This window comes from Flavobacterium sp. GCM10022190, from assembly GCF_042656445.1.
Taxonomy (GTDB): Bacteria; Bacteroidota; Bacteroidia; order Flavobacteriales; family Flavobacteriaceae; genus Flavobacterium; species Flavobacterium nitratireducens.
In genome coordinates this window covers 470,354-489,542 of record NZ_JBHSOQ010000002.1, presented here as the reverse complement: position 1 = coordinate 489,542, position 19,189 = coordinate 470,354, and the positions used below count along the sequence as shown (strand labels likewise).

Genomic DNA, 19,189 nt, shown 5'->3' with positions numbered 1-19,189 from the left:
TTGACAAATATATAATATCCATAATTAAAATAATCTTTAGCCCTTATCGAATGTTTTTTTTATCAAGAAAAAAAATAGCTGTTTTATTTTGGCAAAAAAATTGTGCTATGAAATCTGTGAAAAATTAATCCCTATTTAAGACGTAAACTTCACTAAAAAAACTATTTTTGGTAACTGTAAAACTTATATTTCAATGAGAATTAAAAATCTTTTTTGCCTATTTCTTTCTTTTTTAATACTTAATATTGGCTACAGCCAAGAACAAAAAAGTTTAAAACCTAAAAATGAATTCAGGGCTGTTTGGATTGCAACGGTAGCCAATATTGACTGGCCAGTTAAAAATACAGATTCGGTAGCCAAACAAAAGGCTGATTTTCTGGAAATTCTAGATACTTATAAAAAACTAAACTACAATGTCGTTATTGTTCAAATACGAACATCTGGCGATGCTTTGTACCCAACCACACTAGCACCTTGGTCTAAATATTTAACGGGTAAACAAGGACAGGCTCCATCACCTTATTATGATCCTTTAGAATGGATGATTGAAGAAGCGCACAATCGCGGTTTTGAATTTCACGCCTGGTTCAATCCTTACCGAGCAACAATGGATTTAAATACAGCCGAATTAAACAGAAATCATGACGTAATTAAACATCCGGAATGGATGATCAAATACAGTGACAAATACTATTACAACCCTGCACTACCTGAAGTTCAAAAACATTTAATAACAGTTATTGAAGAAGTTGTGGCCAATTATGATATTGACGCAGTACATTTTGACGATTATTTTTATCCGTACCGCATAAAAGGATTGGAATTTAACGATACGGCATCCTATAAAAAATATGGAAAAGGACTAAGTCGTGAAGATTGGCGTCGTGACAATGTGAACACCTATTTAAAAAATACTTACACCGCAATCAAAAATTTAAAACCTTGGGTTCAATTTGGTATTAGTCCGTTTGGTGTTTGGAGAAACAAATCAGTAGATCCAAAAGGTTCTGACACGCAGGCAGGACAAACCAATTATGATGATTTATATGCCGATCCAATGGCTTGGATGGAAGGCAATTATATCGATTATTTATTACCACAATTGTATTGGAGCATCGATCACCCTAAGGCATCTTATGCAAAGTTAGCCAAATGGTGGTCTGAAAATACTAATAACAGCACCGCTTTATACATAGGAAACGGAAGCTACAAGATTAATAATGATTCGGATAAAAAATGGTCTAACCCTACTGAAATCCCTAACCAAATTGATTTAACACGTGGTTTTAATAATATTAACGGAAATGCTTTTTTTAGTGCCAAATGGTTTGTGAATAAAAACAATGCGGTTACCCAATTATTGCAGGACAATCAGTACCAATATCCAGCTTTGCCTTACGTAGTTCCAAATTCAAGAAAAGAAGTTTTGGATACGCCAATTATCACCAATATCAACAACCAAAGTCCTACTACAATTGTAACTTTGGATTTCCCTAAGCAAAGTAAAATTCGATATGTGATGGTATATGGTGCAACGCATAAAAACCAAATCGACATTACTAATCCAAGCCAAATTATTGATAAAATTCACGTAGCAAATAATAGTGACAGTATTACCGTAGATATCCCCAAATTATACTTGGAAAAACACAATAATTGTGCGTTAACTTTTATTGATTATTTTGGAAATGAAAGCCAAGCAACCTTATTAAAAGCCTCTAACAAAAAAACAATCACGAATGAAAACAGATAACAAACCTTGGTACTGGATTCCCGTTTTGAACTTTGCTTCTGGATTACCCTATGCTATTATTATTTCGGTTTCGGTAATCATGTACAAAAATCTAGGAATTTCCAATGAAGATATTGGTCTGTACACCAGCTGGCTCTATTTACCTTGGGTAATCAAACCACTATGGAGTCCGTTTATCGAATTGTATTCGACCAAAAGGAAATGGTTTTTAAGCATGCAATTGCTTATTTCTATTGCTTTTTTAGTTGTCGGATTAACGATTCCGACGAATCAGTTTTTCATGATTAGTTTGGCTATTTTTTGGGTAGCTGCCTTTGCTTCGGCTTCCAATGACGTAGCTAGTGATGGATTTTATCTTTTGGCTTTAACCAAAGACCAGCAATCTTTTTTCTTAGGAATTAGAAGTACTTTCTATCGTTTATCAATGCTTACCGGAAACGGATTAATAGTAATCATTGGAGGTTATTTGGAACAAGGATATGGCGATAACCAGAAAGCCTGGTCGTATACCATGATTTTCGTGGGATTATTAATGACCTTGATTACGGTTTATAACTTTTTTGCTACGCCAAAAACAGAAACTAACCAAAACAAACTATCCGAAAATTCAGAATCGAAAGCGAATTTCTTTAGTGTTTTTGGCAGTTTTTTCCAAAAGAAACAGATTGGTTTGATATTAGCTTTTATTTTATTATTCCGCTTGGGGGAATCACAATTATTAAAAATGTTGACTCCTTTCCTGATTGACGATATAAAAGTGGGCGGATTAGGGTTGACTACCCAAGATGTAGGTGTTATTTATGGAACTTTTGGTGTTTTGGCTCTAACTATTGGTGGAATTTTAGGCGGAATTGCCATTTCTAAAAATGGATTAGGCAAATGGATGCTCCCTATGATTTTAGCCATGCACTTACCTATTATTGGCTTTATTTTACTAGCTCATTTTCACCCAGCTTCTGTTTACTATGTCTATATCACGGTTATTGCGGAACAATTTGGTTACGGTTTTGGATTTGCTGCTTTTATGATGTACTTGATTTATGTAGCAGAAGGCGAATCTAAAACTTCTCATTATGCGATAGCTACTGGTTTTATGGCTTTAGGAATGATGTTACCAGGAATGGCTAGTGGTTACATTCAGGAATATTTAGGTTATGGAAATTTCTTTATCTGGGTTTTACTGGCTACGATTCCGGGAATTATTTTATCCAGATTCTTGATTTACCCAAAGGATTTCGGGAAGAAAACGGAGTAACAATTTTTTAGGAACACAGATGAAACGGATGAAACAGATTTTCACAGATTTAGATTTTAAATCTGTCTTATCCGCTAAATCTGCGTAATCTGCGTGGAATTAATTTAGCCCCTAAGCATACAATTATAATAAACGACAATGACACTCGAACAAAAAATAGGACAATTCTTTTTCCCTGCTGTTTTTATCAATGATACTGAAGAAAATATTCAGGCAACCGAAGCATTAATCAAAAAATACAACATTGGCGGATTGACTTTTTTCCATAGTCGTGCCAGTGCGGCAACCAACTATGAATCCAAGAAAAAAGTAGAATTCAACGATGATAGTTACCAACGATTGAAAGAATTGATTGTTCGTTATCAAAAATGTGCTTCCACTCCCCTTTTAATGAGTATTGATGCCGAATGGGGATTAGCCATGCGTGTGGAAAAAACACCACAATATCCTTATGCCATCACTTTGGGGGCTTTGCCTGAAGACAAAAAAGACTTGGTTTACCAAGTTGGAAAACAAATTGCTTTGGATTTAAAATCGGCTGGAATTCAATACAATTTGGCTCCATTGGCCGACATCAATAACAATCCAAATAATCCTGTGATTGGTTATCGTTCTTTTGGTGAAAACAAAGAAAAAGTAGCCAATTTTGCCTTGGAATATTTACGTGGCATGAGCGATGCAGGCGTATTAGGCTGTTTGAAACATTTTCCGGGGCACGGAAACACCAATGTCGATTCACATTTAGGATTGCCTATTTTAGAAGAAAACTTAGAACAATTATTAGCTAATGAATTGTATCCGTTTATTAAAGGAATCGAAAATCAAGTCGATTCGATTATGATAGGACATTTGGCTGTTCCTGCCTTGAACGAAGGAAAAAACACCTCTGCTACTCTTTCGAAAAACATTATTCAAAAATTACTGAGAGAGCAATTAGGATATGAAGGTTTGGTGATTTCGGATGCTTTGAACATGCATAGTGTTTCAAAATTATACGATGTAAAAGGTCATTTGGAATGGGAAGCTTTTAATGCCGGAAATGATGTATTGTGCTTTGCCGAAAATGTACCCGAAGGAATTCAGGCTATTTTAGAAAATGCCTCAGAAGAACGAATCAACGAAAGTTTCAACCGAATCTGGAAATGCAAGGAAAAAGTAGGTTTGTTTAATTTACAAACTGAAAAAGAAACCCAACTCGATTTTGAAAAAGCATCCGAATTAAATGCGCAAATAGCTGAATGTAGCATTACCAAAGTAATTGACAATAGTACTAACGTAACCTTAACCAATCCAAAAAAAGCAGTTCTTTCTATATACAAATCGGTAGAAAATGATTTTTCTAAATGCATTCAAACTGAAACAAACTGCGCCGTTTTTGCAATTGAATCGATAAATAACCTAGACTTTGTTTCATTAGAAAAAGAATTAGCCTCATTTGATTTAATAACTATCGCATTATTTGTTCCTAAAGCGAAACCATTGAATCGTTTTGAAATTGATGATGCTATTTTCGCATTTTTAGATAGATTATTGTCAACACAAAAATGCGAGGTATATGTATTTGGAAATCCTTATGTTTTGCCATTAATTCCTAATTTATCTAAGGCTTACAGCGTCATAGAAGTCTATCAAGATTTCAAAGAATTCCAAATTAATGCTGCTCAACAATTTTTATCTCGAGTGAATTGCATTGGAAAAACACCTGTATATATTGAAATTCAATGAGTTAAACAAAAACAATAAACAAATATTATTACTAAATAAGTTTTTATAATCAACCACTATTACTAAAAACTTCTTTAAACCCTTATTTTTGCACTATCAAATAATAACTTTAAAAACAAATAATATGTCATTAGTAGGAAAAAAATTCCCAAGTATTGCAGTAGACGCCATTTCTGAAATGGGTGATAACTTGAAAATCAACATTTTTGAAGAAGCAGTAAACAACAACAAAAAAGTACTTTTATTTTGGTACCCAAAAGATTTTACTTTTGTTTGTCCAACTGAATTACACGCTTTTCAAGCTGCTTTACCAGAATTTGAAAAAAGAAACACAATCGTAATTGGTGCTTCTTGTGATACTAACGAAGTACACTTTGCTTGGTTAAATACTCCAAAAAACAACGGTGGAATCGAAGGTGTTACTTACCCACTTTTAGCCGATACTACAAGAAATTTATCAGCTGCTTTAGGTATTTTAGATGCTGAGGCAGGTGTTTACAACGAAGATGCTGACACTTATTTAGTGGAAGGTTCTAACGTTACTTACAGAGCTACTTACTTAATCGACGAAACAGGAAAAATTTTCCACGAAAGTGTTAATGATATGCCATTAGGACGTAACGTAAACGAATATTTACGTTTAGTAGATGCGTATACTCACGTTCAAACAAAAGGTGAAGTTTGTCCTGCTAACTGGGAAGAAGGAAAAGAAGCTATGACTGCTGACAGAAATAGTACTGCTGCTTACTTAAGCGCTAACTAAGAAGTCAAATTTCCAAATATTAAAAATTCCAAATTCCAATTTTGGGATTTGGAGTTTTTTCTAAAAGAATCATTAACATTCCAAAAATTAAAATGTACTGAATTCAATCGTAAGATTAGGAACTTGGGATTTACAGCAATTGGAATTTAAATCAAAAGATATGTTGATAGAATTAAACGAAGATACTTTGGCCAATTTAGTGGCTCAAAACGAGAAAGTAGTTGTTCAATTTTCAGCTTCATGGTGTGGTAATTGCCGAATTATGAAACCAAAATTCAAAAAATTAGCTACCGAAAATGAAGCTATGACTTTTGTAGTGGTTGATGCGGAAAACGCACCTGAATCAAGAAAATTAGCTAATGTGAGTAATTTACCAACGTTTGCCACTTTTGTAAATGGAAATTTGGTAAACGAAACACAAACAAACAAGCAAGAAGTGTTAATTGATTTGGTAAACGAAATTGCTTAAAAGTTTATAGTTTGTTGTTTCTAGTTTATGGTTCACCCAAAAACTTTAACAACAAACCACTAACAATAAACCATAAACCTAAATGAAATTACCTGTAATCAAACAACTGACACAGTTTATTGAAGAAAACGATCAAGATTATATCATCGAAACTATTGAAGTATTAGAAGCATTAACAGAGGTTTCTTCACTTAAAGACGAAGAACTAGATGTTATTGGTGAATTAATTTCAAATATGTACGGTGCACTTGAAGTACACAAATTAATTAAAGACGGAACCGATAAAAAAGAAGCATTAAATACTTTTATGAAAAGAGTATTGGGTTCTATCGACAAATAATACATTTTAAACCCTAAAAAAAGCACTAAAATGCATCATTATTGATTGCATTTTTTTGCGTTTACCCCTATTTCTCCCATTTTCACTGCATTAAAAAACCTTCCTTCCTGATTTAAAATCTTTCATCAGAATCCCAATTCTTAAATAATTTTCATACTTTTGAACCTCATTAAAAAAATTAATTATGGCTTCAATTACATTAGGAGGAAATCCAATAAACACTGCGGGTGAATTACCAAAAGTAGGTTCAAAATTGGCAGATTTTAAATTAGTAAAAAACGATCTTTCCGTAGCTTCTTTGAGCGATTTTAGTGGAAAAAAATTAGTTTTAAATATTTTCCCTAGTATTGATACAGGAACATGTGCTACTTCAGTAAGAAAATTTAATGAAACGGCAGCTAATTTAGAAAACACAGCTGTTTTATGTATTTCTAGAGATTTACCATTTGCTCAAAAACGTTTTTGTGGTGCAGAAGGAATTGAAAATGTAATCAATTTATCTGATTTTCAAGAAGGAAGTTTTGGTAAAGCTAATGGATTAGAAATTGTTGATGGTCCTCTAAAAGGTTTACATTCTAGAGTGTTAATTGTAGCTGATGCAGACGGAACAATTTTACACACTGAGCAAGTTGCTGAAATTGCTAACGAACCTAATTATGAAGCTGCATTAGCAGTACTTTAATTTTTAATTAATGGCTTTTCAAAAAGACAATACCTTTGTTTCTGGAAGGTTAAAAAGTGTTGGTTTCGCTGTAAGAGGTGCTTTAAAACTCATCTCCACTGAACATAGTGTAATGGTTCAAACCTCTCTGGGTGTTATTTTAACGATAACAGGATTTGTTATTGGATTAAACCAAACAGAGTGGTTATTTCAAACTTTTGCAATTGGTTTAGTATTAAGTATTGAAGGATTGAACACTGCAGTAGAAAAAATAGCCGATTTTATCCATCCCGATTACCACGAAAAAATTGGTTTCATAAAGGATATTGCTGCTGGTTCTGTATTTTTTGCAGCTATGACAGCAATTATCATTGGTTTAATCATATACGTACCTCACTTTATTTAAAAGATTAAGTTACATTATAGAATGGCAAAAACAACAAAAAAAGAGACTTTAGACGCGAACAATAATTCTAAAACTAAAGTTTTTAAATCATGGGAAATGTCCAAGCAGCATAAAACTATTTTAGGTTGTTTACTCGTGCTTTTTTCTATTGCTTTATTAGTTGCTTTTGTCTCTTTCTATATTTATGGACAAGAAGATCAAAGTGCTGTTCTTGAACTATCGAACAGAACTGAAACAGTAAAAAATTGGCTAGGAAAGTTTGGTGCTTACCTAGCTAATTTAATCGTTTATCAAGGTTTTGGTTTAGCTTCTTTCCTTTTTGTTCGTTTATTATTTTTGAGCGGAATCTTCTTGATACTTGGTTTATCTAGCCGAAAACTCAAAAACATCTGGTTTTGGGACTTATTTGTAATGATTAATGTATCAGTACTGTTTGGATTTTTTGCCACATCTTTACCTGAATTAGGAGGAACTATTGGCTACGAAATCAATATTTTACTTCAAGATTATATCGGGAAAACCGGAACACTTTTACTATTAATTTTTGGATTAGTAATTTATACCATTTTCAAACTAAAATTATCTCCCGAAAAGATTCAATCTTTTTTTGAAAGTAGTAAAAACGAAATCACACCAGAAAATAATATTGCTGCCCCTAAAATGGATGCGGCTTCCGCCTATAATTTAGAAGAATTTGCAATCACCGAAGAGGAAGACGTACAAGAAGTTGTTGCCGAAAAAATTCCAGAATTTAAACCTTCTCAGTTTGAAATTAACAAAGAAGCTTTAAAACCAACTATCAATCACCCATCAGAAATTAATTTAGATCCAATATCTAAATCACCTGCTGCTGAGAAAATTCCAGCTATTCCTGTTGCCATCAATGAAGAATTTGTGATTGAAGCAGCTTCTGAAGAAGAAGTCCTTGAAGAAAATCTTGCCGCTCGATTGGTTTCTGATTTTGGTTTATTTGACCCAACATTAGACTTGTCGAATTACAAATTCCCAACCATTGATTTACTAAAAGAATACTCTACAGGTGGTATCACCATCAACCAAGAAGAATTAGAGGAAAACAAGAATAAAATTGTCGATACTCTTCGTAATTACAAAATTGAGATTGCACAAATTAAGGCAACAGTAGGTCCATCGGTTACTTTATACGAAATTGTTCCTGAAGCCGGTATCCGAATTTCTAAGATTAAAAGTTTAGAAGACGATATCGCTTTATCACTTTCGGCTTTAGGAATCCGTATCATCGCTCCTATTCCTGGTAAAGGAACCATTGGTATTGAAGTACCAAATAAGAACCCAACGATGGTTTCTATGAAAAGTGTTATTGGCTCTACTAAATTTCAAGAAGCCGAAATGGAATTACCAGTGGCGCTTGGAAAAACGATTTCTAATGAAACCTTTGTCGTTGATTTAGCCAAAATGCCTCACCTTTTGATGGCGGGAGCAACTGGTCAAGGAAAATCAGTTGGTTTAAATGCTGTTTTGACTTCTTTATTATACAAAAAACATCCAGCCGAAGTAAAATTTGTATTGGTTGACCCTAAAAAAGTAGAACTTACTTTATTCAACAAAATCGAAAGACATTATTTAGCAAAACTTCCTGATGTTGAAGATGCTATTATTACTGATAATGCCAAAGTAATCAATACATTGAATTCGCTTTGTGTGGAGATGGACAACCGTTATTCTTTATTAAAAGACGCTATGGTGCGTAACATTAAAGAATACAACGAAAAATTCAAATCGCGCAAATTAAATCCTGAAAACGGACACCGCTTTTTACCTTATATCATACTTGTAGTAGACGAGTTTGCCGACTTAATTATGACCGCTGGTAAAGAAGTAGAAGTCCCCATTGCTCGTTTGGCGCAATTAGCCCGTGCGATTGGTATACACTTAATTATTGCCACCCAAAGACCGTCGGTAAACGTAATTACAGGTTTGATTAAAGCCAACTTCCCTGCTAGGATTGCCTTTAGAGTAACTTCTAAAATTGACTCTAGAACCATTTTAGATACGCAAGGTGCTGATCAATTAATAGGTCGTGGAGATTTATTGTACACTAATGGAAATGATGTAGTACGTGTTCAATGTGCCTTTATCGACACACCTGAGGTTGAAAAAATTACCGATTTTATTGGTTCACAAAAAGCATATGCTACCGCCTACTTACTTCCTGAATATGTGGGAGAAGAAAATGGCATTAATCTTGATATAGATATTTCCGAAAGAGATTCTTTGTTTAGAGAAGCAGCAGAAATTATCGTAAACGCACAACAAGGATCGGCCTCTTTGCTTCAGCGTAAACTTAAATTAGGTTATAATAGAGCCGGCCGACTAATTGATCAACTGGAAGCTGCTGGAATTGTAGGTCCTTTTGAAGGAAGCAAAGCACGTGCTGTTAATATCTCTGACATGCAAGCTCTTGATCAATTTTTTAATAATGAAGAAAACAATTAATACAATGAAAAAGCTTATTCAAATTACATTTTTTTTACTTATTTCTTTTACAAGCCAAGCACAAGACAAAAAAGCCAAAGCTCTTTTAGACCAAGTTACCGCCAAAGTAAAAAGCTACAACAATATTGTAATTGATTTTAAATACTCACTTAATAATAGTAAAGAAAATATCAATCAAGATAGCAAAGGAAATGTTACCCTAAAAGGAAATCAATATGTACTTAACTTTATGGGAATGACTAAAATATTTGACGGTAAAAAAACCTATACCATTGTTCCTGAAGACGAAGAAGTAAACATTTCATCTGTAAACGAAAATGATGACAATGCTGTGACTCCTTCTAAAATGCTTACTTTCTTTAATAGTGGTTACAAATATTCAATGGATATTTTACAAAATGTAAGAGGAAGAAAAATTCAATACATCAAATTAATCCCAATTAACGCTAAAGACCAAAGAAAAGAAATTCTTTTAGGTATTGATGTACAAACAAAACACATCTACAACTTAATTGAAACTGGAAAAAAAGGGACTAAAACCACTTTAACCGTTAATTCTTTTAAAACCAATCAACCTTTATCAAAAAATCAATTTACCTTTGTAGCTAATAAATATCCAAATTACTACATCAATAAATTAGATTAATCCTTTACGTGAAAATTCTCGATAAATACTTATTAAAAACATACTTGATTACATTTGCTACGGTATTTGTAATCTTGTTTTTTATATTCATATTGCAAACTATTTGGCTATTTATAGCTGAACTAGCAGGGAAAGACTTAGATATCACGATGATTATCAAATTCTTGCTTTTCTCTATGCCTAGAATTGTTCCATTAGTATTACCCCTTTCCGTACTACTATCATCAATTATGACTTTTGGAAATCTTGCCGAGAATTATGAATTTGCTGCAATGAAATCCTCTGGAATCTCTTTGCAAAGAGCCATGAGAGGTCTTACTATTTTCATTATTTTCCTCAGTTTTGTTGCTTTCCTATTTGCTAATAATGTAATTCCTTATGCTGAATATAAGTTTATTAATTTCAGAAAAAACATAGCACAATTAAAACCTGCTATGGCAATAACCGAAGGACAATTTAGTGATGTAGGTTTTTACAATATTAGAGTTGATAAAAAATTAGGCGAAAACGGCAACATACTTAAAGGAATTACCATTCATAAAAAACCTGTGAGTGGTGAGGGTGGCAAAACCGTTATTAAAGCAAAAGATGGAGAATTGATTAGTAGTGAACAATCCAGTATTTTACAACTCGTTTTAAACAATGGTAATTACTACGAAGACATTACTCCTAGGCAATTTAACGACAGAAAGAAATATCCTTTTGCCAAAAGTTCGTTTAAAAAATACACAATCAATATTGATTTGTCACAATTAAACGATATTGATGCCGACAAAGAAAAAGTTACGAATTCGAATACAATGCTTAATGTAAACGAATTAAATTATACCCTAGATTCTTTGAAAAAAGATTTCAAAACAGAAATTGCATCTTATTCTGAAAATATTAATCAAAGAACTATTATCCAAAATACTACATTTAACAATCCTGGAAATATAGCAGCAGAGAAAAAGCAAAAAAAATTACCCTTGGATATTCTATCATTATACGATAACACTGCAAAAGTGAGCATTTTATCCAATGCTGCTAATAATCTAAACAGTGTAGGTTATAGTATTGAAGGAAGTAAAACAAATCTAGAAGTGAAACAAAAAAATATCAACACACACTTATTGGCTTTATATGATAAGTTTGTTATTGCCTATGGTTGTATCATGATGTTTTTTATTGGAGCACCACTTGGAGCAATTATCAGAAAAGGAGGTCTTGGCTTACCTATTATTTTTGCGGTATTAATATTTATATCGTTTCACTTTATCAACACTTTTGGAAAAAGATTTGCTCAGGAAAATGGAATGACACCATTTATGGGCTCATGGATGTCTTCAATAATATTAACTCCACTAGCAATATTATTAACATACCGAGCTACAAATGACATTGGTTTAATAAACATGGATGTAATTTTAGCCCCTGTTCAAAAACTTTTTCAAAAAATCATCCCTAATAAAAACAAAAACACCTAAAATGGTAAAAGATAAAATACAACTTAACACAATTGAAGAAGCAATTGAAGATATCCGTCAAGGAAAAATCATCTTAGTTGTTGATGATGAAAACAGAGAAAATGAAGGTGATTTTTTAGCCGCAGCAGAAAAAGCGACTCCTGAAATGATTAATTTCATGGCCACTCACGGTCGCGGATTAATTTGTGCTCCGTTAAGCGAAAGTCGTTGTAAAGAACTAGGTCTACAAGTAATGGTTAGTAATAATACTGATCCTATGGAAACCGCATTTACAGTTTCGGTAGATTTAAGAGGAAACGGAGTAACAACAGGAATTTCGGCATCAGATAGAGCCAAGACAATTTTAGCATTAACAAATCCTGCTACTAAACCCCATGATTTAGCTAGACCTGGACATATATTCCCGCTTATTGCTAAAGAAGGTGGTGTTTTAAGAAGAACTGGTCATACTGAAGCCGCAATAGACTTCGCAAGATTAGCTGGGTTTAAACCTGCTGGAGTTATTGTTGAAGTAATGAATGAAGATGGTACAATGGCAAGGTTACCTCAATTGGTCAAAATTGCTAAAAAATTCGATATGAAAATTGTTTCTATCGAAGCGCTTGTTGCCTATCGAATGCAACACGATAGTATCATCGTTAAAAAAGAAGATTTTGATATCAACACCCGTTTTGGAACTTACCGATTGAGAGCCTACGAACAAGTAACCAATAAACAAATCCATATTGCTCTAACAAAAGGGAACTGGAATCTTGGTGAACCTATTCTAACAAGAATCCATTCGTCACAAGTAAACAATGACTTATTAGGAACCTTAACTAATAATGTTGACCAGCAATTGGATTCCATGTTTAAAATTATCAATGAAAATGGACGCGGGGCGGTAATATTTATCAATCAGGATATGACGGCAGTAAACTTACTTAATCGCATTACTGAGTTAAAAGAATTACAAGCCCAAGGAACTATGAAAGCACCTAAAGTAGTCATAGACATTAAGGATTATGGTATTGGAGCTCAAATTTTACATGATCTCGACATTTCAAAAATCCGTTTAGTATCTAACTCTGCACAAACAAAAAGAGTGGGAATGATAGGTTATGGACTTGAAATTACAGAATATATCAATTATTAGTTCTGGATTATCGTAAGTTTCAATCTAAAAAAACACCTTATCTAAAAAAATCAAAAACATTTCATTTTTTCTTTGTGTTATATTTTTTTATCGGGAAAAACATTCTATATTTGCACTCGCAATCGCAAAACGGTTGACACTTATTGGAGAAATGGCAGAGCGGTCGAATGCGGCAGTCTTGAAAACTGTTGACTGTAACAGGTCCGGGGGTTCGAATCCCTCTTTCTCCGCAAGCTGAAAAGCAAACGGTACTAAAACCCACTAAATTCAACAATTTAGTGGGTTTTTACTTTTTAAGCTGTACCAAATTATTCATTAAATCTCAAAGTTTAGGTGTCTTTCAAGGTGTCACTAAAAAATCAAATTTTAAGTGACACCTCACAACGAAAAACACCGCTACTACAGGGTGTTCAACAGCATATTCAAAAAGTGTACATCTTGATTGTAGTTATTAAATCAAATAAATTTAATAATAACTTTAAGGTCACCAACCATGAACACATCAGTATCCATTCTCTTTTATATCAAGAGAGCAAAAACCAATAATTTAGGGATTTGTCCGATCTACACCAGAGTTACAGTAAATGCCAAAAGATTTGAGTTTAGCACCAACAAATACATCAATCCTGATAAATGGTCCTCAGAAGGTAATAAAATTAAAGGCACTACAAAAGAAGCCAGAACAATCAATAGCCATCTTGATTATTTAAAAAATCAAGTTTTAGAAGCTGAGAAGAAACTTTTCAAAAAAGACATTAATTTAAATTCAGAAAATTTAAAGAATGAATTGTTTGGTTTGTCTGAATCCAAACGAATGCTTATTCCTATTTTTAAAGACCTCAACAACAAAATAAAAGAACTCATTGGAAAAGAATACGCTTCAGGAACATTAGAACGTTATAAAACTTCACTGAGTCATACTATTGAATTCTTGCAATGGAAATACAACGTTTCAGATATCGATATTAAAAAAATAGATCATGCTTTTGTAACCGATTATGAATTTTGGTTACGAAGCGTTAGAAACTGTGCCAATAACACTGCTGTTAAATACATCAAAAACTTCAATAAGATTATCAAGATTTGTTTGGCCAATGATTGGCTAGAGAAAAATCCTTTTGCCAATTATAAATCAAAAGTCAAAGAAGTTGAACGAGTTTACCTTACAGAAACAGAAATTCAATCTATATTTGAAAAAGATTTCAAAACAGAAAGATTATCACTAGTACGAGATATCTTCGTTTTCAGCTGCTTTACTGGGCTGGCATACATTGATGTGAAAAAACTAACAAAGTCACACATAAGCTTAGGAATTGATGGTGAGAAATGGATATTCACTCACAGGCAAAAAACAGAAAGTGCTTCCAAAATTCCAATTCTTCCGGTCACCCAAATGATTATCGATAAATACAACAACCACCCACAAAGCAGCAATCAAAATAAACTACTTCCCATCTTATCTAACCAAAAAATGAATGAGTATTTAAAAGAAATTGCCGGAATTTGTGAAATCGAAAAAGAATTAACCTGCCACATTGCCAGACATACTTTTGCTACAACTGTGACTCTTACAAATGGCGTTCCTATTGAAAGTGTTAGTAAAATGCTTGGACATAAAAACCTTCGAACTACTCAACATTATGCAAAAGTATTAGACAGAAAAGTGAGTGAGGATATGAAAATTTTAAAAAATAAATTTTTAAACAAAAAAGAAGAGTTGATCACTAAAACATCATAACTACCTCATTATAGACCGCAACACTTAACTCTGAAGCATAATCTATAAAAGTTACATTCAATAAATAAATTATTTACTATAATCACTAGGATTTTTAGTGTTGCCATCAATGAATATAAACACCTGAACATGAGCATTAGGTTGAACACTGTCAAAGCCATGAATCGAAGGAGATTTTAGTATAATGTTATTTGCAGGAGAACCTGGTGGCTGTAATTTTTCTGTCAAATCTAAAATGCAAACTATAGATGCTAATTTTCCATTTCCCGAGGCATATGCCACTGCCTGAGAGGAAAATTTACTCATTAGTTTTGCCCGGTCTGACGTTACTGTTTCAACTTTTAATTCAGCAATATGCCCTTTATATGAAATCTCTACTCTTCCTCCTGCAACTTGAGACTCTTTTACAATTTTCTCTCCAATTTGAGGGATAGCGATAAGGTGTTGAATAAGTTTGTCTCTAAATTGATCTTCTTTTAGAGAAGATACATTTTTATACAAGCCGCTCTGAAGGCAATATCCCTGAAAATTAGCAATGCCATTCAGTAGGGTTATGAATTCATTTCTATCCTGCAAACCAATTTTTGTTAAAAGTGGATTGGTATATATCTCAAATACTTTCTTATTAATGGTTTCAAACCCTGTCTGAAACAAACTATTATTCTGATCCAGAATTTTAGCGTTTAATTCATCATAACCAATTATCACTGGCTGTAATTCCTCTTTCGCGTTTCCAATTAGGTAAGGAACAAGCTTAATTGATAAATTATCTTCAAAATTACTTTGCGCATATTTAAATAATAGTGTTCCTTCAACCTTATATTCTAATTCATTTGTGATCTCAATATCAGATAATTTTAATTCAAAAATTTCTGAAGAAGTTGTAGCCGACAAGATTTTCAGTATTTTAAAGTTTTCAGGAAATTTATTAAATTTTAATGACCCTGTAATTGTATAAATTTCCTTTGCTTTTAATACTTGTGGATTTGCCCACGGAGTTTCTTGCAAATAAAACTCAAGCGAAATCACAATTAATTCAGTTTTAAGCTCTTTTACTTCTTCGTTATTACTAAAATCAATCTTATATGAATTATCAGAGTTTAAATATGCAATCGTTGGATGTTGCAATTGAAGATATAATTTAACCACATTTTTTACATTATCCAAATGACTGGTATCAATCTCATTAATAAGAAGCTTAATCTCTAATATTTTATGATCAAATACTTCCAAATATGAAAAACTATTTAAGTCAAATAAATTAATGTTTGCAATAGCAGCATTTCTTTTTATCTCTGCATCTTGGCTTCCCAATAATACTTTCTCACACCATTCAAAAAGCATAAAAATACTATCTAATAACAGTTTTTCGTTTCTAAAAATTAAATTTTCCCTACTACCAACTGTAGCAGTTATCAGTGCTATCTGTAATTCTTCAATTTTTTTTCTTTTCTCTAAAATGGTCGAAATTAGATCAAGACTAAAGGACGAAAATAATTTTGCAACTTCAAGACGCAATTGTTTTTGAAGTTTAACGAGATCCAATTCGTAAAGTACAGCCATTATTTTATATTATTTAAAAATTGGGATAAAGTATCACTCTCAGAAGATATAGCTAATCCAGATAGAAATTTATGATCATTTACAACACGAAAAAAATATACAAGCGATGGAACTTCAGAAACTTTCGAAATAATATTATCACATAACTGAGAAATTTCAGTATGCAAATTAAAATAACCTAGAACATTCAGCATGTTTATAATATCATAATCATAAAGTTCTATATCAACTACATGTTTATCTATATAGTCACTTATTATTGTATATTCTTTGAGAATTTCTGACTGCTTTAATTTGTACATTTCTTTATAATAATCTTTTCTAAATGAATTAGAAATAGATCCTTCATGCCTATGAGGCTTATATTTACAAATAAAATTTAATGCTACTCTAAACCAAAGATCATTTAACGAATCATTTTTATAACGTAGATTTGAAAGCATTTTAATAGCTTTTTCACTTTTATAAAAATCATTCGTATAGCAATCTGGCAACAAATAATTTTCAATAATATTACGCTCAAAAATTACTGCTTTTTCTCCATTAACCTTTCGGTTAAGAAATAGTGCTTGCTGAAAAAGTGTTTCGTACAATTCTTGTTTCTTATCTACTTCCTTTGAATGTGCGTGAAGTAGAAAGACAATTTTTCCGTAAAGCTTTCCGTGTTTCTCAACAGGCAAAATTTCAAAAAGTTTATAAGTCAACCCAGACATCGCCTGATGAATACCAATATATTTACTATCATATTGATCAAGTAAAAAGTTAATTGTTTCTTCTGTAATTATAGCAGGCTTTTTTGTAAAAATATTGCCGTATGCATCAATCGCTAATTTTTTTATTACAACGTCTGTATCATTTATCAATATCTGCAATAAGTCAATCAACGTTTGTGGTAGAATTTCAAAATGCTTTTCTACTAAAACGGCTAAAAGCTTAAGCGCTTCCATCCTTACAGACAAAGCATCCATATCGAGAATCCAATTATAAAGATCTGGAAGAATCTGAACCAAATTTATGTTGGAACATTTTGCTCGACGAACAGTATCTATCAAATAAATTTTTAATTCAGATTCATCATCTTTTTTTGAATCTAAGTTTCGGATAATTTTTATAATGTTTTCAAAGTGTATATATTGATTTACTTGTAGTACATTCGAAATCATCTCTCTAACATTAGAAAGCTTTGAAGAAATTTTCGTTTCCTTATCTATTATTTCATAAACATTTAAATTCGTAAGAGGATTAAATGTTGTCCTATTTTTATCCAGATTTTCTCTATACCAATTGAATGTATTTTTCTCCTTTAAAGTAGTTATCAAGAAACCAACAAATGTTTCAATCTTAGTATTAAACTTTGCCGGATATGACCTTGTTAAATCTCTAAGTACTAAATAAGGCGTGTCTAATTCATCCTCTAATTCATTTTTACCTGCGAATTCTATGATCTTATCAATAAGAATATCACTTACTTCAGGAAAAGATTCTCTCAAATCATCAGATTTCAAAAATTTATTATAAAATTTTAAAATCTGAACTTTACCACCTTTAGATAATTTTAGATAACAATTATCTATATTTTCTATAATCAAATTACAATCAGTGTAGCAAAACTTTATTAGAGTACGACAAATCGCCCAATCTGCTCCGCCATCTTCATCTTCATCAACATTAAATGCTAATATTATTTTATCAAGAAAAGAGAGAACCATATTTTTATAACCAAATACAATTGGTACAAAATAAAGCAGACATTTTTACGAATTAAGGAAGTAGGATTTTTTAAGGCACTTTCTATAACTGATATGAAAATTTACGGTGTAGAAAGATAAAATTTTTTAAAGTGCTTTATTATAAAAGGATTGGAATTTCCAAAAGGGTCGCTATGCCCCATTATGTCTTCTGTTGTATATCTTTTTAATAACGTGTCAATTAAAAGTAATTTCTCATTCTCTTGCAATTCTAAACAATCAGCTAATTGTATAAGAATATTGTGATTTTCTCCTCTTGCAATTGAATCTTTAACACGCTCCCTTGAAAAATCAGATAGCTTGTCTGGAAAAAGAAGCACTACATTTACCAAAGCTTGTGAAATATTTTCATCATCAAGAAATAGAACTAGATAATCTAGTGCCAAGGAATTAAAAAAAACAGGTTTTAGTTTACTTGATTCCAAAACACTCTGTGCTACAGACAATCTATCATCAGCTACATTAAGTTTATTAACTAATTTTAGGATTGAAACTTCTGTTGTTTTTGAAGATTTATAACGATCAAAGATTTTTCCCTTTATTTTTGACCTTACTTCATTAATTATTTTTTCTTCTTCAGCCTGCTCACGATCTTGTTTTTCTTTATAGTCCCGATACCTTTCAATTGTCATCCGTCCAAAGTTCTTATGAAAAACTTCGGTATGTAACTGACAGCTTTGACAATTTTGAATGATGAAATCATTTGCAACCCATTCTAAATTCATTCCGCCACCTCCATCAGCTTGTGGACAAGATACATAATTCATTGTTGGTAAGCCCATTTGACCAATCAAACCACCATATTCAGAATGAACTTTCAAATGCGAACACCAATGTTTTATTTCTGGAATTAAGCGCTTACTCCTGCTTGCTAATTCAATTGAATTACTAAGTCTTAAATCTTTATCTAGGGAACTTGCCATTAAATGTGTGTGAAAAAATAAATTATAAGTGAATTACCTTTTGTGTTTATTCTATTTCTAAATCATAAATAAAAGATAACATATAAAAAAAATAAAAAATCATCCCATAATCTCAACTAGTAG

At 32.2% G+C, this 19,189-nt stretch carries 16 protein-coding genes and 1 tRNA gene; 14 read left to right on the top strand and 3 right to left on the bottom strand.

The features are described 5' to 3' along the window. Positions 1 to 193: 193 nt before the first annotated feature. From ACFPTQ_RS08975 to ACFPTQ_RS08910, 14 genes are all read left to right on the top strand, one after another. Positions 194 to 1,753, top strand: a complete 1,560-nt coding sequence (locus ACFPTQ_RS08975) for a glycoside hydrolase family 10 protein (RefSeq protein WP_379776552.1) — start codon at positions 194 to 196, stop codon at positions 1,751 to 1,753. Next, complete coding sequence (locus ACFPTQ_RS08970) at positions 1,740 to 3,008, top strand: MFS transporter (RefSeq protein WP_379776550.1); 1,269 nt, start codon at positions 1,740 to 1,742, stop codon at positions 3,006 to 3,008. The genes ACFPTQ_RS08975 and ACFPTQ_RS08970 overlap by 14 nt, the downstream gene beginning before the upstream one ends. A gap of 138 nt (positions 3,009 to 3,146) precedes the next feature. Continuing rightward, positions 3,147 to 4,733: a glycoside hydrolase family 3 protein gene (locus ACFPTQ_RS08965; RefSeq protein WP_379776547.1), complete on the top strand. Its 1,587-nt coding sequence runs from the start codon at positions 3,147 to 3,149 to the stop codon at positions 4,731 to 4,733. A gap of 124 nt (positions 4,734 to 4,857) precedes the next feature. Continuing rightward, a complete protein-coding gene (locus tag ACFPTQ_RS08960; protein WP_278035472.1) occupies positions 4,858 to 5,496 on the top strand; it encodes a peroxiredoxin in 639 nt (212 codons plus the stop codon). A 160-nt stretch (positions 5,497 to 5,656) separates the two neighbouring features. Further along, positions 5,657 to 5,965, top strand: a complete 309-nt coding sequence (locus ACFPTQ_RS08955; protein ID WP_278035471.1) for a thioredoxin family protein — start codon at positions 5,657 to 5,659, stop codon at positions 5,963 to 5,965. Positions 5,966 to 6,047: 82 nt separating this feature from the next. After that, a complete protein-coding gene (locus ACFPTQ_RS08950) occupies positions 6,048 to 6,305 on the top strand; it encodes a DUF6952 family protein (protein WP_278035470.1) in 258 nt (85 codons plus the stop codon). 184 nt (positions 6,306 to 6,489) lie between these two features. After that, positions 6,490 to 6,987 (top strand): thiol peroxidase, encoded by a 498-nt coding sequence (gene tpx / locus ACFPTQ_RS08945; RefSeq protein WP_379776544.1) that lies wholly within the window; start codon positions 6,490 to 6,492, stop codon positions 6,985 to 6,987. 10 nt (positions 6,988 to 6,997) lie between these two features. After that, a complete protein-coding gene (locus tag ACFPTQ_RS08940; RefSeq protein ID WP_278035468.1) occupies positions 6,998 to 7,372 on the top strand; it encodes a diacylglycerol kinase in 375 nt (124 codons plus the stop codon). A gap of 21 nt (positions 7,373 to 7,393) precedes the next feature. Beyond that, positions 7,394 to 9,847, top strand: a complete 2,454-nt coding sequence (locus tag ACFPTQ_RS08935; RefSeq protein WP_379776539.1) for a DNA translocase FtsK — start codon at positions 7,394 to 7,396, stop codon at positions 9,845 to 9,847. 4 nt (positions 9,848 to 9,851) lie between these two features. Then, complete coding sequence (locus tag ACFPTQ_RS08930) at positions 9,852 to 10,493, top strand: LolA family protein (RefSeq protein WP_278035466.1); 642 nt, start codon at positions 9,852 to 9,854, stop codon at positions 10,491 to 10,493. An 8-nt stretch (positions 10,494 to 10,501) separates the two neighbouring features. Then, positions 10,502 to 11,959, top strand: a complete 1,458-nt coding sequence (locus ACFPTQ_RS08925) for an LptF/LptG family permease (protein WP_379776536.1) — start codon at positions 10,502 to 10,504, stop codon at positions 11,957 to 11,959. A 1-nt stretch (position 11,960) separates the two neighbouring features. Continuing rightward, complete coding sequence (gene ribB, locus ACFPTQ_RS08920) at positions 11,961 to 13,094, top strand: 3,4-dihydroxy-2-butanone-4-phosphate synthase (RefSeq protein ID WP_379776533.1); 1,134 nt, start codon at positions 11,961 to 11,963, stop codon at positions 13,092 to 13,094. Between the two features lie 145 nt (positions 13,095 to 13,239). Then, positions 13,240 to 13,324: transfer RNA gene (locus ACFPTQ_RS08915), tRNA-Ser, on the top strand. Between the two features lie 263 nt (positions 13,325 to 13,587). Beyond that, the gene (locus ACFPTQ_RS08910) at positions 13,588 to 14,832 is read left to right on the top strand and encodes a site-specific integrase (protein ID WP_379776530.1); all 1,245 of its coding nucleotides are present in this window, start codon (positions 13,588 to 13,590) and stop codon (positions 14,830 to 14,832) included. A gap of 69 nt (positions 14,833 to 14,901) precedes the next feature. Here ACFPTQ_RS08910 and ACFPTQ_RS08905 read toward each other — a convergent pair whose 3' ends face one another. The 3 genes from ACFPTQ_RS08905 to ACFPTQ_RS08895 form a co-directional block, all read right to left on the bottom strand. Continuing rightward, positions 14,902 to 16,395, bottom strand: a complete 1,494-nt coding sequence (locus ACFPTQ_RS08905) for a hypothetical protein (protein WP_379776527.1) — start codon at positions 16,393 to 16,395, stop codon at positions 14,902 to 14,904. After that, positions 16,395 to 18,104 (bottom strand): hypothetical protein, encoded by a 1,710-nt coding sequence (locus ACFPTQ_RS08900; protein ID WP_379776524.1) that lies wholly within the window; start codon positions 18,102 to 18,104, stop codon positions 16,395 to 16,397. Before ACFPTQ_RS08900 ends, ACFPTQ_RS08905 begins: the two co-directional genes overlap by 1 nt. A 101-nt stretch (positions 18,105 to 18,205) precedes the next feature. Continuing rightward, entirely contained in the window at positions 18,206 to 19,066 is an 861-nt protein-coding gene (locus ACFPTQ_RS08895) for a hypothetical protein (protein WP_379776521.1), read from the bottom strand. Positions 19,067 to 19,189 lie beyond the last annotated feature (123 nt).

Bases quoted from the DNA above. Each gene is read 5' to 3' on its own strand.
- ACFPTQ_RS08955 (WP_278035471.1), top strand. From the start codon at position 5,657: ATGTTGATAGAATTAAACGAAGATACTTTGGCCAATTTAGTGGCTCAA.
- ACFPTQ_RS08970 (WP_379776550.1), top strand. From the start codon at position 1,740: ATGAAAACAGATAACAAACCTTGGTACTGGATTCCCGTTTTGAACTTT.
- ribB (WP_379776533.1), top strand. From the start codon at position 11,961: ATGGTAAAAGATAAAATACAACTTAACACAATTGAAGAAGCAATTGAA.
- ACFPTQ_RS08975 (WP_379776552.1), top strand. From the start codon at position 194: ATGAGAATTAAAAATCTTTTTTGCCTATTTCTTTCTTTTTTAATACTT.
- ACFPTQ_RS08940 (WP_278035468.1), top strand. From the start codon at position 6,998: ATGGCTTTTCAAAAAGACAATACCTTTGTTTCTGGAAGGTTAAAAAGT.
- tpx (WP_379776544.1), top strand. From the start codon at position 6,490: ATGGCTTCAATTACATTAGGAGGAAATCCAATAAACACTGCGGGTGAA.
- ACFPTQ_RS08935 (WP_379776539.1), top strand. From the start codon at position 7,394: ATGGCAAAAACAACAAAAAAAGAGACTTTAGACGCGAACAATAATTCT.
- ACFPTQ_RS08895 (WP_379776521.1), bottom strand. From the start codon at position 19,066: ATGGCAAGTTCCCTAGATAAAGATTTAAGACTTAGTAATTCAATTGAA.
- ACFPTQ_RS08905 (WP_379776527.1), bottom strand. From the start codon at position 16,395: ATGGCTGTACTTTACGAATTGGATCTCGTTAAACTTCAAAAACAATTG.
- ACFPTQ_RS08965 (WP_379776547.1), top strand. From the start codon at position 3,147: ATGACACTCGAACAAAAAATAGGACAATTCTTTTTCCCTGCTGTTTTT.
- ACFPTQ_RS08900 (WP_379776524.1), bottom strand. From the start codon at position 18,104: ATGGTTCTCTCTTTTCTTGATAAAATAATATTAGCATTTAATGTTGAT.
- ACFPTQ_RS08930 (WP_278035466.1), top strand. From the start codon at position 9,852: ATGAAAAAGCTTATTCAAATTACATTTTTTTTACTTATTTCTTTTACA.
- ACFPTQ_RS08910 (WP_379776530.1), top strand. From the start codon at position 13,588: ATGAACACATCAGTATCCATTCTCTTTTATATCAAGAGAGCAAAAACC.
- ACFPTQ_RS08950 (WP_278035470.1), top strand. From the start codon at position 6,048: ATGAAATTACCTGTAATCAAACAACTGACACAGTTTATTGAAGAAAAC.
- ACFPTQ_RS08960 (WP_278035472.1), top strand. From the start codon at position 4,858: ATGTCATTAGTAGGAAAAAAATTCCCAAGTATTGCAGTAGACGCCATT.